At 36.4% G+C, this 13,018-nt stretch carries 12 protein-coding genes and 1 pseudogene; 1 reads left to right on the top strand and 12 read right to left on the bottom strand.

What is annotated here, in order from left to right:
- Nucleotides 1–38 precede the first annotated feature (38 nt).
- The 4 genes from SMI_RS06805 to SMI_RS06790 all read right to left on the bottom strand — a co-directional run bounded on the left by SMI_RS06805 (nt 39) and on the right by SMI_RS06790 (nt 2,606).
- Nucleotides 39–1,232, bottom strand: coding sequence for a site-specific integrase (locus tag SMI_RS06805; RefSeq protein WP_000237797.1), 1,194 nt, complete (start codon nt 1,230–1,232; stop codon nt 39–41).
- 26 nt (nt 1,233–1,258) lie between these two features.
- Nucleotides 1,259–1,459: a DUF3173 family protein gene (locus tag SMI_RS06800; protein ID WP_000633906.1), complete on the bottom strand. Its 201-nt coding sequence runs from the start codon at nt 1,457–1,459 to the stop codon at nt 1,259–1,261.
- Nucleotides 1,460–1,956: 497 nt separating this feature from the next.
- Entirely contained in the window at nt 1,957–2,187 is a 231-nt protein-coding gene (locus tag SMI_RS06795; RefSeq protein WP_000845143.1) for a helix-turn-helix domain-containing protein, read from the bottom strand.
- Nucleotides 2,184–2,606, bottom strand: coding sequence for an RNA polymerase sigma factor (locus SMI_RS06790; protein ID WP_000804880.1), 423 nt, complete (start codon nt 2,604–2,606; stop codon nt 2,184–2,186). Before SMI_RS06790 ends, SMI_RS06795 begins: the two co-directional genes overlap by 4 nt.
- A 530-nt stretch (nt 2,607–3,136) precedes the next feature.
- On the opposite strand from SMI_RS06790, the gene SMI_RS06785 reads away from it, so the two are divergent.
- The gene (locus tag SMI_RS06785) at nt 3,137–3,490 is read left to right on the top strand and encodes a helix-turn-helix domain-containing protein (RefSeq protein WP_001227350.1); all 354 of its coding nucleotides are present in this window, start codon (nt 3,137–3,139) and stop codon (nt 3,488–3,490) included.
- 57 nt (nt 3,491–3,547) lie between these two features.
- Here SMI_RS06785 and SMI_RS06780 read toward each other — a convergent pair whose 3' ends face one another.
- The 8 genes and pseudogenes from SMI_RS06780 to SMI_RS06745 form a co-directional block, all read right to left on the bottom strand.
- The gene (locus SMI_RS06780; protein ID WP_413926387.1) at nt 3,548–3,733 is read right to left on the bottom strand and encodes a cysteine-rich KTR domain-containing protein; all 186 of its coding nucleotides are present in this window, start codon (nt 3,731–3,733) and stop codon (nt 3,548–3,550) included.
- A gap of 100 nt (nt 3,734–3,833) precedes the next feature.
- The gene (gene tet(M), locus SMI_RS06775; RefSeq protein ID WP_000691748.1) at nt 3,834–5,753 is read right to left on the bottom strand and encodes a tetracycline resistance ribosomal protection protein Tet(M); all 1,920 of its coding nucleotides are present in this window, start codon (nt 5,751–5,753) and stop codon (nt 3,834–3,836) included.
- 15 nt (nt 5,754–5,768) lie between these two features.
- Nucleotides 5,769–5,816, bottom strand: a pseudogene (locus SMI_RS11045) (hypothetical protein); the annotation flags it as partial.
- 313 nt (nt 5,817–6,129) lie between these two features.
- On the bottom strand, nt 6,130–7,059 hold the full coding sequence (locus tag SMI_RS06765; RefSeq protein WP_000584387.1) for a conjugal transfer protein: 930 nt from the start codon (nt 7,057–7,059) through the stop codon (nt 6,130–6,132).
- 16 nt (nt 7,060–7,075) lie between these two features.
- Nucleotides 7,076–8,098 (bottom strand): bifunctional lytic transglycosylase/C40 family peptidase, encoded by a 1,023-nt coding sequence (locus tag SMI_RS06760; protein WP_000768374.1) that lies wholly within the window; start codon nt 8,096–8,098, stop codon nt 7,076–7,078.
- On the bottom strand, nt 8,095–10,122 hold the full coding sequence (locus tag SMI_RS06755) for a CD3337/EF1877 family mobilome membrane protein (protein WP_000192395.1): 2,028 nt from the start codon (nt 10,120–10,122) through the stop codon (nt 8,095–8,097). The genes SMI_RS06760 and SMI_RS06755 overlap by 4 nt, the downstream gene beginning before the upstream one ends.
- Nucleotides 10,119–12,572, bottom strand: a complete 2,454-nt coding sequence (locus SMI_RS06750; RefSeq protein WP_000331165.1) for an ATP-binding protein — start codon at nt 12,570–12,572, stop codon at nt 10,119–10,121. The genes SMI_RS06755 and SMI_RS06750 overlap by 4 nt, the downstream gene beginning before the upstream one ends.
- Nucleotides 12,556–12,951: a conjugal transfer protein gene (locus tag SMI_RS06745; protein ID WP_000723887.1), complete on the bottom strand. Its 396-nt coding sequence runs from the start codon at nt 12,949–12,951 to the stop codon at nt 12,556–12,558. The genes SMI_RS06750 and SMI_RS06745 overlap by 17 nt, the downstream gene beginning before the upstream one ends.
- Nucleotides 12,952–13,018 lie beyond the last annotated feature (67 nt).

The raw sequence follows: 13,018 nt of genomic DNA, 5'->3' as shown, positions 1-13,018 counted from the left end.
CAAGGGTTTCTGGCTCTTCTTATCTTTTTACTGCACTTTTATTGCACTTTTTTCATTTCTTTGTTTCGCAAGTAGTCTACAGTAAATTGATTCTTTGGTGAAGTATCATAATTTTGTTTTGCTTCTTTAAAGGAAATGGCTCCATTTAATTTGTTAGCTACCTCGAAATTACTGTTAGGATAAAGATGTCCATACGTTCCTAAAGTCGTCTCAATATCTTCGTGTCCTAGACGATCTTTAATGATAAGTGGATTTTCTCCCATACTGATTAACAAGGAAGCATGAGAATGCCGTAACCCATGGATTCTGATTCGATGGATACCAGCCAGCTTAGCATAGCGTTCAATAGCATATGATAGTGTATGTTTTTGGGTAGGAATACCGTTATAGCTCATTACAAAGTCTGTCTGAATTAGATTTTGTTGTACTTCCTTCCATTCGGATAAATAAGTTAATGTGCATTTATCTAATACAATATGACGAACGCTCGCCTTTGTTTTTGGTTCAACAAATCTATAATTCGATTGATTCTTGTAATAGAGTGTTTTGTTGATGGTTAGTACTCCTGAGTCAAAATCAATATCTTCCCATTGAATGGCAGTAGCTTCACCAATTCGCATTCCAGTCATAAATAAAAACCACAGAGAGATAAATAAAAAGTGTTGATAGTAATCTTCTTTGTAAATTAGAGAGATTACTTTTTCAAATTCTTCTTTTGTCCAAAATTCAATTTTAGACTTTTGCTTTTTCACATTGCCAATAATCTTAGATGGATTTGTGGTGGTTATCCCAAGGACAATTGCTCGATCCATAGCAACTGAAAATAGTCCTTGAACAGCTCTTACATAAGAAGACTTACACTTCTTTGATAATTTTAGTTGCCAATTTTGCACATCAATAGGCTCAATATCGGAAACAGCCATTTTATCAAAATAAGAGAAATGCTTCTTAATAGTTGGTAAGCGATTTTCATATGTTCTGAGCTTTACCTGTGTCTTATACCATGGAAGGAAAATTTCAAAGATATAATGTTTAAACGTCATTTTATCCTTATTCTCACTTAATTCTTCTGGTTTCATCAATAGCAGTTTCGAATATTCTTCTCTTGCTTCTTTTTTAGTAGTGAATCCACTACGATATTTTTGAATTTTTTTCCCTTTAGAATCATAACCTAGATTTGCACGAAAATAATAGGTTCCATTCTTTGCTTTTTTTATTGGGTCTTTAACCATAGTTTTTACTCCTTACTGTGCAAAAACTACTCAGACCTGTTTTCATTTGAAAACCGAATTCCTAGAATTTCTTCAACAGCTTCACGAGGGACTCTATCTATCTTTCGAGATTGATAGTAGATATGCCCTTTTGTAATCATCAATTCTTTTGCTTTTTTTATGATGTCTGCTGAAAAAGAAGTTCCATATCCTAGCTCAACTAAATCCTTTTTTGTGACCGTTATCATTATTACTCCTTTCCCAATTATAGGCTAGGAAAACTCCAATATTCACCTATAATTATATCAAATAGTTTTATAATAATACACTGACAAGAGAAGAATATCTTAGCAATCGAACAGCTCTAGCAAAGCTCACAGGAATTTCACTTCTGCATGGTTCTCATGTAGCCGTACCCATTGCCTGTGACGCTTCTAACGCTCGGACTATGGCTATACGGGAGTATCATTATCACGATAAGAAAGTCATGGCAGCAATCCTGCTAAAGATTACTTTCGAATTACTAACATGAATCGCTCACTAATTTTGTAGGTCATGGCGTGTTAGTTCATCAGCTCTTTTCTTACCGAAACGTATTCGATTGCCTTTATTTGGTTGTCAAAGAACGTTTGGCTTGTTAGCCTATCAAAACCTACTGAACACACAATATGCTTTGATGGAATAACAAACCTCCCAAATTGGGAAGCGTGGATACGATTCGACACGCTTCCACGAAAAAATGGGACTATTTAATTTCGAACGATAAAATCTTAGAGATGAGTTTCGTTTCCATTCTGCCACGTAGGGTTTCATCAATAACCATATGAGAATTTCCATATTCGTCTGTCATGCGACGTAATGAACGTTTTGAGGTATACCCTCGATAATGTTTAACAATCTGATTAATTGCTTCCACGTCGCCATCTGTCGCCTTTACAATGAGGGGGAAGGGAACCCTTGGATAGGCTGTTTTCATTCTTTACACTCCTTCATGAATTCTTTAATCATGGCTAGTCCACTTATTCGATGACGATAAACAGTCGAACGATTCAAATTTAGTAACTCCGCAATCTCCACATCACTCATATCCATAAAGTAATGAAGTAAAATAATGTTCCGTTTTTTCTCTGAAAGATGACGCTGGGCTTCACTTAATAAATCACTTTCAACATTGATTCTTAATCCAAATAATTTAAATAGTTGGAAATCAGTGACGTACGTATCAACAGTAGAAAAAGAGTTGACAAGGTAGTTATCTATATCAGAAAACGAGACTTCTTTTGCTGATAGTCTGTCTAGATGTTTGAAGTAATCTTTTCGTTCATCTTCAATAACTTGTTTGCAGATATAGTCAAACTGATTTTCTATGGTTTCTTGAAAAGAAGATGGTTTCATGCTTTTCACCCCCTTTCTGTCGTGAAAGGGAGTGGCATGTGCTTCTTTATCTCCCTTCATACTAAGCCCCGACACGAAAGGGGGATTTGTTGCATAAATGAAGAGAAATCCTAAAAGATATTTATTAAGTGACCAAAAAAGCACATAAACAGATTGTTTTCTCTGTTCATATGCTTTGATTTTTCTATCTATGTAATCTGCAAAACCACATTGATGGTCATATCTATCCAGTACAGGTGGATAAGTTTTTTTGATAAGAACTTAATTAAGAGAACTAGATGACAGATTATCTTTCTCATGGCGACTTTTCCCTCCATTAAGTCGCCAATTTTATCTACTTTCTAGGAGTATGACTAAATTTTATAAAGTTGTATAGGTAAATAAAATCAGCGACCTTTCTATTTGAAATTGGATTCATCGCATTAATAAATTCCACAGTGTTCTATAGGAACTCATAAACTATATAACATGTTTTTCTATACCTGTTTATGGTTATATAGGAACAGTAAAATGTATAGAGGTGATTTAGTATGCGTAAAAAAGAAGATAAATACGATTTTAGAGCCGTTGGTTTAGCGATTAAAGAGGCTCGAATGAAACGGGGTCTCACTCGTGAACAAGTGGGAACAATGATTGAAATTGACCCACGTTATTTAACAAATATAGAAAACAAAGGACAACACCCAAGTACACAAGTGCTGTATGATCTTGTATCATTACTCCATGTATCTATTGATGAATTTTTCTTACCTACAGATAATTTGATTAAAAGCACTCGAAGGTTACAGGTAGAAAAATACATGGATAGCTTTACAGACAAAGAACTATCCTTAATGGAAGCACTAGCAAAAGGTATCAATGAAGCAAGAAATATTGAAGGCTAGTCAGTAAAATTCAGATAAACAAAAAGAGCCGATAAGATGAGAGTTTCATTTCTCAAATTATCGGCTCTGCGTCTTGGCGTCTGGCTCTTTGATTGTTATTATATTCATTTTTTGAACATTAATTAAAGTTTCGTTCTTACATTTGGGGCAGTATAAAGGGAAATTTTTAAGTATAGTATCCACTCGTATTCGTAGTCTTGTTTTATTTCCACAAATAGGACACAATATCCACTTGTAGTTTATAATAACAATCTCCTCCTTTCCACTTTAATTCAAATCTATATTAAAGAATATTTCATCTTATTTAATAAGAAACCATATTTATATAACAACATAAAACGCACTAAGTTATTTTATTGAACATATATCTTACTTTATCTATCTGACTATTTAGACGACGGGTCTGGCAAACAGGTTCGCCAGTGGTAACCTGATATCCTTTTAGCTCTGCTAAACAAACACTAAGCCCATTTGTAAAAAAAGTTAAATCATTGCGATAATCTTGAATACATCGAGCAGGAATTTCTCCAATAATAATGACCTCATTATTTTTCAGTTGAGTATTTACGATATTTGCACAATATTTGGGAGCATCGTTATATGCCCGTGAAAGATATTCCTGTGGTGCATAAACTTTAAAACTAAGATATGGCTCTAACAATTCTGTTCCAGCTTTTCTAAAGGCTTGCTCCAATACAATAGGAGCAAGCATCCGAAAATCTGCTGGGGTACTAACAGGGCTATAGTATAAGCCATACTTAAAACAGATTTTACAGTCCGTCACATTCCAACCATACAATCCTTGTTCACAACCATAGCGTATCCCTTCCATAACTGCATTTTGAAATGATTGATTTAAGTATCCAAGAGAAACCGAGCTCTCATACTGCATTCCACTTCCCAACGGAAGCGGTGATACAGATAAACCAATGGAAGCCCAGAAAGGATTTGGCGGCACTTCGATGTGAATGGTATATTCTGCATTTTTTAACGGTCTCTCCATATAAATGACTGTAGGCTCTTTTAGTTCTATCTCCACATGATACTTTTCTTGCAACAGTGCACTAATCACTTCCATTTGTACTTTCCCTAAGAAAGAAAGTATAATTTCATGTGTCGTAGAATCCACGTAATATCGTAGAAGCGGATCACTATCTGAGATTTCCAAAAGGGCATCAAGCAACATTTCTCTCTGTTCAGGTTTACTCGGTTCAACAGTTGTTTGTAGTAGAGGGTGCGGATTTTCAATCTTTTTTCTCTGTGGCAATAGTTTTGTATCTCCAAGAACACTATTTAACTTCAAAAACTCATTTTGCAAAATAACAATTTCTCCAGAATAAGCTCTATCAATCTTACATAATTCACCATTTATTGAAGTATACATTTCTGTAACTTTTATTTTTTCTTTTTCTGATACTCTAACCGAATCTCGTAAATGTAGTACTCCACTATAAAGGCGTATATATGCAAGACGTTGTCTTTTTTTTGTATATTCAATTTTGAAAACATTTCCGCAAAGTTCAGACGGACCTCGATGTGTTGATGAATAAAATTTATTAGTAATAACTTCTATAAGGTTATCAATCCCTATATTACTTTTTGCACTTCCATGATAAAGAGGGAACAGAGAACAATTCTGAAATCTTATGCTTTCCTCTTGTTCGAGTTCCAATGCTTCTAATGATTTACCGGACATATATTTCTCTAAAAGGTCATCGTTTCCCTCTATTACCGTATCCCATTGTTCAGATTCGGTAAAGTTCGTCACACACACATTAGGATACAGTTCTACCTTCTGTTTGATTACAATTTCGGCAGAAAGTTTCTCTTTAATATCCTGATAAACCGTTGATAAATCAATTCCATTTTGGTCAATCTTATTGATAAAAAAGATTGTGGGAATCCCCATTTTCCTAAGTGCATGAAATAATATACGAGTTTGTGCTTGTACGCCATCTTTTGCAGAAATCAGTAGAATTGCCCCATCTAAAACTGATAATGAACGATATACTTCTGCTAAGAAATCCATATGTCCTGGCGTGTCTATGATGTTCACCTTCGTATTTTCCCACTGAAAAGAGGTTATTCCTGTCTGAATTGTAATTCCTCTCTGACGTTCTAAAAGCGTATTATCCGTCCTCGTTGTACCTTTGTCCACGCTTCCTAATTCTGTAATCGCTCCACTGTTATATAATAAGCTTTCTGTTAAGGTAGTTTTTCCTGCATCAACATGAGCTAAAACTCCAATATTAATAATTTTCATGTGATTTTCCTCCATTCAAAAGCCCAAAAGGGCATAAAAATCCCAGTGATAAATACTCTTATCACTGGGATTTTTATGCATAACCATAGGCATACAAAGCATACAGATATTCTCCGGATACTTTAGAATCACATGATAAAGGTATTCTTAAACTGGGTACAAAAAACTAAGCCCTCCTAAAAAAGGACATCCAATTATTTGTTCCCGCTATCAAATTGACAGTTTATTTAAGAATACCTTGCCGCATATTTATTAACTCCTTTTAAATAGATACTTAAATTATAGCACGTAAGAGCATATTTGTAAAGGAATCTCCAATTTTTTATCAAAAAGAGTACATGATTACAAAGTATCTGTAATCATGTACCAATATTTGTTATTTTACAATCTTCCAATTATCTTGTTTTTCTAATATCAACTCAAATTGCGAGATTTGGGTTGCCTTTGTTTCTTGATCTAAATATTTCACAGCGACATTCACGATTACTTGGTTATCTTTTCTGGTAAAGATAGGATTCACCAATTCCTCGAAAACATATTCCTTGTTAATCATAGGTAACACATGATTACTTACATAGTAAGTCAATTCTTTTTCTGTGGCGGTAGGATAGAGCTGGAAGAACGTTTCTAAAAAGCTAGTGATTTCGTCCATCGTTTCTGTATCTACTGTATGGTCACTTTCTAGCTGTTTGGGTTGGTAGTCCGATTTTTGAGGTTTCTTACTCATTGTCGGATTTTTGATAATAACCATATTATCTGATTCATCTATATGGACAACCACATGAAAGCTAGACGATATAGTTTCCTTGTCTTTGTCTTCGGTAATAACTTGTTCAACAGAAAACAGTACCTCAAAGGTGTTCTCATTCACTTGAGAAACCTGCCACACCTGTATATCGTTCACACTAGAACTAGTAGGAATATCCTTACGAATCATTTCTTCATTTAATACCTGCAATTCTTCCGTCAAATAATGGGTCAATTTTTCATTTCGTTTATCAATGGCTTCTTGGGATTGTTGCCACGAAAAGTAGTCTTTCGCAAAGGATTTCACAAAACTTTCTACTTGGTTGGTATCGACAATCTGCTGTTTAATGATTTCTGTTTCACGGACAGTATGAGTGTCAATGGCAGTAAAATTTTTATAGATTCCAAATCCGACACTACCAATCAATAAAACCCATAAAACAAAGGTTAATTTCTTATGCGTGCCAACTTTAATCATCGGAACTTTTCTTTGCTTGCTCGGTTTTTTAGATTTCTTTGGTTTCTCCTTCTTTTCTTTTCGCTCGATTTTTATAATCATTTGATTCATTCCTTTCTTAGTTATGAATAACACGTCTAGCCCCAATCAGATGGTCTTGCCAATAACGACTGCTTAAGTCGCCATAACCGATTGGGTCGCCTGCATGATAAAAGCGATTTCCCTCTAAATATATCGCCACATGAGTCACATATGTGCCTGCATTATAGGTTGAATGAAAGAAGATAAGGTCGCCTGCTTGGGCTTCTTCCATAGAGATTTCTTGCGTAGCGTCATACTGATCTTGGGCGACACGAGGGAGAGAAATGCCAGCTTTGTCATACACCCATTGTATTAAGCCACTACAATCAAAAGAGGTGGTAGGCGACGCCCCTCCAAAGACATAGGGAAACCCTTCGTATTTCAAGGCTTCGTCCATAATGACTTGCACGGTTTCATCATCAAATTCTGTTGGGGAAGTGTCGGTTAGGTATTGTGAAACCAACTGAACATAAAACTGATTTCCATAGTTATATCGCCAACCACCATTCACAGGTATGGCTATGGGATTGGGATAGTCTGCTTTTTGACCACCCGACTTCTCTTTAGAAAACTGTTCGGCTAATTCATAGGTATATTTTTTCCCATGACTCCTCACATAATTTAAAAAGCCACCGCCATAATTATAAGATTGGATAACAGAATCTATATCCACTCCTTGTTGTTCTGCACTGGTTAATAATTCACTGAAATATTTAACCCCTTGTTTGATGGACTCTTCGGTACTCAAACTGTTGGGCGGTAAACCCAAAGATTCGGAACTTTGCATAACATCTTCTGCTGTACCGCCCGATTCCACTTGCATAATGGCTAAGATATAAGAAACATAGTCTTCAATCCCATATTCCTTACCATATTTTTCAATCAACGGACGGTGTGCCAACACTTCTGGTGAAACGGTCACACCGCCTTGTGAAATAGAAGAATCCTTGTTGTTTTCGCCACTGTCCGTATCATCTGCAAAGAAAATGACTAGGAATAATAAGAGAAAAAAGAAGAGAGAGAAGACCACACTACAAATCACTGTTATTTTTAGCTTCATGTTTGTTGTCCTCGCTTATCCGTTCTTTTATTTAGCTTCCTCTGATTGAATTGCTTCGGTGGTGTCTTTTGTTTTTGCTCTTTTTTCAATGGTCGCTGATGATTTTCACGTTTAGTGTTTTGTGACAAAACAGGCGTGACGGTTTGCTGACGCTTGCGAACATGCTGCTGGTTATTCTGAACAGGAGATGATGGGTTTTCTTTTCGTCTTTTTTCTTTTGCTTTATCCAGCTCCAAACGCTTTTGAACAATGTTCTTTCGTTTTTGCTCCTGCTGGTTCATACGCTGTTGTTTGCGTTGAGCTTTGGTATCTGCCATAGATTGTTTAAAGTCTGTTACATTATGAGTGACATTCTCTTTTCCTTGATGAAGGGCATATTTGACATGGGTTGGTGTCGCCTGTATCTGTTGTTTAGCCTGCTTTCTTTTATTGACTAGACGATTTTTCGTGTCCAATACATGGGCTGTCTTTTCACCTAATCGTTGCCCGATACCGCCTTGTTGCTTTTTCACATTGGAAAGTGCTGTTTCTTTCTTTGGTGTAGTCCGTTCATTTTGACGAGTATGGTTAGCTTTATTGGTTTGATTCTGCTTTGTTGTCATTGTCTTTTGCTTCGTTGACCCTGCTTTTCCACGAAAAATCTTACTCATACTGCGTTGAAATCTTCTGGTTTGTCGATTCATCATTTGACGAGGTCTGCGAAACACTTGTCTGCCCATGTTTTGAGAGTCGTTGCTTTGTAAAGAGAATAGGCTCATTAAATCGCCCAGTTTAAAATAAATCCCTGCAAAGGTCACAATTTGTAAAAACATAATCATGAAAAAGGGAGAACTTGCTGACAGCGAATAAAGCATAGTGGAAATACTAAAGGCAACGGTAATAATCAAGGTAATACCAGCCCTTGTCATAATCACATTAAATAACTTGGTAATGGCATGCCTGCCCATGCCATCAAAACTCGGCAACATACTTAATAGGAAACTGATTGGCAAAAACATAGCGAAAATAATAAATAGCACTTGCGAAAAAATCATGATTCCTGTTAGAAGGAAAACAAAAATCGAGATACCAATATTGAATACAAACAAAAAGAAGACTGTTCCTAATCTGGAAATCGTCTTCGGTAGGGTTAAATAGGTATTGTCATGATCTTCAATTTCTTCAATCACTACATTTTCTCTATCTTCACCATTGTTTGTATCTGGACTGGTAGACAATAAACTTTCCACACGTTCTTCCCCTAACGCTTCTACATCAGTGGAGCCATATTGAAGCAATAGCCATGGTTGCTTTACTTGAACAGAGAATAAGCTGTCACGTATCATGTCCACACTGTCTTTCCCTTGACTATCCGTGTTAGGAAGAACAATTTTTGTCCCAATATTCAGACTGGCGGTACTGACATCTTTGGAAAAATCATTGATTTTCGCAATATAATCGGGTGCATACGCAATAAAGGAAGCCGATAGAATAAACACCACGACAAAGTTTAAAACAGCTCGTATCACTTTCGTCGTTTCTCGCTTAACCAATCCTGTATAGGCAACATAGATTCCAACAATGAGAATAAAAAGAAGGAGGAAACCGACATAAAACCCTGAACTGGAAAAGCCATTCGGTGTAATGCCTGCAATCGTCTGCATGTTTTCGCCAATTGCTTGGGATGTTTGACTAATGAAATCTAAGGTATAGGCTTCTTTCACCAAATAACCTGTGGCGTTCGATAGATAAAGAGAAATTGTCCAAATAAAATTAGTAATGGCATACAATCCATACATCACCGATTGTCCTATGCCATCACTCCAATTCCATGGAAGCCAGCCCCAGCTATTGTCCACATAATAATCAAGCTGATATTGATTCAAACCATACTTGGAGTATTCATTGCTTGTATCAATGGTTTCATCAACTAAGCCTGTCGCTTGTACTGCATTGCCCAGCGTGCCTAATAAAAGTAAAATAACGCCCACACAAAGGAGCGTTATCCAACTATAGTGAAGAAATTTCTTTTGTTTTTGTGTCATTCTTCCACCTCATTTCGCACAGGCGGTCTGGTATCAAAGGCATGAAGCAACTCTTCAAAAATCGGGTGAAACTGCATAACCCCTACACGACCATAGATGTCTGAAACTAAACATTGTCCATTTTCTAATTCACGTAAGCGTTTCTGATTGTTTTCATCTTCCTTGTCCACACCAAAAAATTCTAAGGTCTTTTTGATTTCCACTAGGTCAGTGGAACGAAAGGCAAATTTCAAGCCAATATTATTCTTCATCTTTTCATCTAGTAAATCGTCCGCGTTTTGAGTAACGAAATAGACCCCTGCATTCATGGCACGTCCTGCTCGAACCAATCGCATAGATAGAGCTTTTCCTTGTGCCACTTGTAAAAAACTCCAAGCCTCATCAAGGTCAACAATTTTAAAAATGGAACGGTCAGAGTGGATAAAGTCTAAAGCAAAGGTACTAATGACAATCAGCATTGCCACACTTAATAATTCCATGGTAGTGTATTCTTCAAAAGAGCTATTGGAATCGGGTAAGACCAAATCTGCCACTTGAATAATATTGAGTTGTTTTTCCAAGCTAATGGATTGGGTGACACTGCCATCACTGAATAACAGATGGGCAAAATCATAATCGACAAAGCTTTCGATATGGTCAGCAATACTATTGCTGATGGGCGTATCTTCTTTTCGCAATTCATCAATCACCAATAACAACCCTCGTTGTTTGCTTTGAGTTACACTCCGAATAGCTTTACGCAGGACAGGAAACTTCTCGCTATCTCGGCTGGAAATACCTGTTAAGAACGTGAGAATATCAATGGCAAGGCTTTCTGAATCTTTCGGGAGTTTTAAAATCACATAAGGGTCAAGTAACCCTTTATTGTCGTTCTCACTCGTGAGATTAACAATATTGATTTCATGGGCAATATCAGGTAAGGTTTCTTTCCATTCACCACGTTCAGCTTTTGGGTCAACAATGGTTGCCTGTCCGCCAAAGAGTACTGAATAATAGACCAGCATATTGTTAGAGAATGATTTTCCGCCACCTAATGAACCAATAAAAGCGGACGCTAATGCATTTGTTACAGAGCCTTTAATTCCTTGACTTGCAAGGCTAGGTTGGAGATAAATATTTCTGCCTGTATCGAGATTGTAACCGACGTAAATACCAGAATTTTCACCAATCATTTGTGTAGCACCGAAACCAAGACCAGCCAAAAAATCCGACGTGACATATTGAATATAGTCATTGATATATCGCTTGCTTGAGGGAATAAATTCATTATGCAAGCCTAGCATATCGCCAAAAGGTCGTACTAATTTGATAGACAGATCATCATAAAAATCTTTTACTTCATCACAACGTTGTTTCAGCTCGTCCAAATTCTTTGCCGATACCCGTACCACATAGCTTAGTTTGTACATAGATTCTTTGGTTTGGTCTAAATTACTTTCTAATTCATCGACAGATTCTAAAGCGTCCACCACATTAGTACTGGTTTCGTTGTCGCTTTCCCATGCGTGGCTATCTAAATCTTTCAGTTCTTTCTTTTTATTGCGAACGGTAGATAAGGCTTTTTTATTGGCGACAATTTCAACATTCATACTGGTATCAACGGGGAAAGTAAACTGCTGTTGCTGGTAATAAAAAATTTCACTATTAGGGAAATCCAATTCACCAACAATACTATTAATTGTAAAATACGCCACATAAGTAGTGGTATCTTCCTGTTCAATCCGTAAATAGCGTTGATTTTCTTCGATTAAACAGCGAGTGGGTTTGAGAATATCGTATTTCTTTACCAACACTTTTTTATCTTCGTATCGTTTCGGTAAATGGTAGTCGTAGTCATCAAAAGGGACACCTGTTTGCCCGTAAAGATGTTCAATAATATAACCAAAATCATCTTTCTCCAATTTACGAATCTGAAAGCGTCTGGATAATTTACTTTCTAACAACTGTTCCATCTTAGAAAAGCGTTCGATTTCCGCCATAGGCATAGAAACAAAATCGCCCATTAATTTGTGATTCACACCATGAAAGAATTCCGCAAATGCTTTTTGAATTTCTTTCCCAACATTTTTTACGGATACTTCCTGTTCATTGAGGTAGAGTTTAAAACCAATAAAAAAGCGATAGTCTACTTGATTGTCACCAATCATAGAAATTAACGCTTCGGTCTGTTCATCTATTTTTTCGTAAGCTATCTCTTTTAATCGTCCAGTGATTTCTTTTTTCGATTGTTCCTGTGTGGCTCGAATACTTGATTCGGTTGCTAGTTGCAGAGCATGAATCTTGCCATCACGATTTTGGGCAATCAATTGACAGAAATTATCATGAACTTGAATTTTTTCATCGGAACTTAAAAAACTGTAATTATAGGGAATTAATTCATAATAAGCGAATACTTCGCCATCATGATTAAATACGAGATTATCTTCCATATATTTAATCGGATATGCCATCTAGTTGTTCACTCCTTACAATCGTAATCGATTCATTCATTGTTTCTTTTTTTAATCGTATTTGTTTGCCAGCGTAGGTTACTTTAGGGCGTAGAGCATAGGTAATGATAGACTTTAGAAATCCATAGGGTTTCTTTCCGTCAAAGGTCTTTTGGCACATGAACCCAGTGAGAACAATGGGAATCCCTAAGTATTTGAGTAGTGCTCCGTCAATCAGAGAAAGTGGTGGTAAACTGCCAAAGAGTATGACGACAAACAAAGAAACGATAAACCATGTCATTTGCGTAAAGGTAATTGGGAAAGGGAGTTGTAAATCATTAATCGCATAAATCACTTTTTCTACTGACCAAATACTGGTGTAACTTCTTATTTTTTTCATGTCTTCACGTCCTTTCCGTAAAAATAGAAAAAGAACAATCAAAATAGGTGATTGCTCTTTCAATGCT

Source organism: Streptococcus mitis B6, assembly GCF_000027165.1.
In the GTDB taxonomy this organism is placed as follows: domain Bacteria; phylum Bacillota; class Bacilli; order Lactobacillales; family Streptococcaceae; genus Streptococcus; species Streptococcus mitis_AR.
The sequence above is the reverse complement of the archived record's forward strand: the minus strand, read 5'-3'. Positions and strand labels throughout refer to the sequence as shown.

What these genes read in the sequence shown, in the direction of transcription:
- SMI_RS06805 (WP_000237797.1), bottom strand. Translation starts at nt 1,232, where the DNA reads ATGGTTAAAGACCCAATAAAAAAAGCAAAGAATGGAACCTATTATTTT.
- SMI_RS06795 (WP_000845143.1), bottom strand. Translation starts at nt 2,187, where the DNA reads ATGAAAACAGCCTATCCAAGGGTTCCCTTCCCCCTCATTGTAAAGGCG.
- SMI_RS06790 (WP_000804880.1), bottom strand. Translation starts at nt 2,606, where the DNA reads ATGAAACCATCTTCTTTTCAAGAAACCATAGAAAATCAGTTTGACTAT.
- SMI_RS06755 (WP_000192395.1), bottom strand. Translation starts at nt 10,122, where the DNA reads ATGACACAAAAACAAAAGAAATTTCTTCACTATAGTTGGATAACGCTC.
- SMI_RS06765 (WP_000584387.1), bottom strand. Translation starts at nt 7,059, where the DNA reads ATGATTATAAAAATCGAGCGAAAAGAAAAGAAGGAGAAACCAAAGAAA.
- SMI_RS06785 (WP_001227350.1), top strand. Translation starts at nt 3,137, where the DNA reads ATGCGTAAAAAAGAAGATAAATACGATTTTAGAGCCGTTGGTTTAGCG.
- SMI_RS06745 (WP_000723887.1), bottom strand. Translation starts at nt 12,951, where the DNA reads ATGAAAAAAATAAGAAGTTACACCAGTATTTGGTCAGTAGAAAAAGTG.
- SMI_RS06760 (WP_000768374.1), bottom strand. Translation starts at nt 8,098, where the DNA reads ATGAAGCTAAAAATAACAGTGATTTGTAGTGTGGTCTTCTCTCTCTTC.
- SMI_RS06800 (WP_000633906.1), bottom strand. Translation starts at nt 1,459, where the DNA reads ATGATAACGGTCACAAAAAAGGATTTAGTTGAGCTAGGATATGGAACT.
- SMI_RS06750 (WP_000331165.1), bottom strand. Translation starts at nt 12,572, where the DNA reads ATGGCATATCCGATTAAATATATGGAAGATAATCTCGTATTTAATCAT.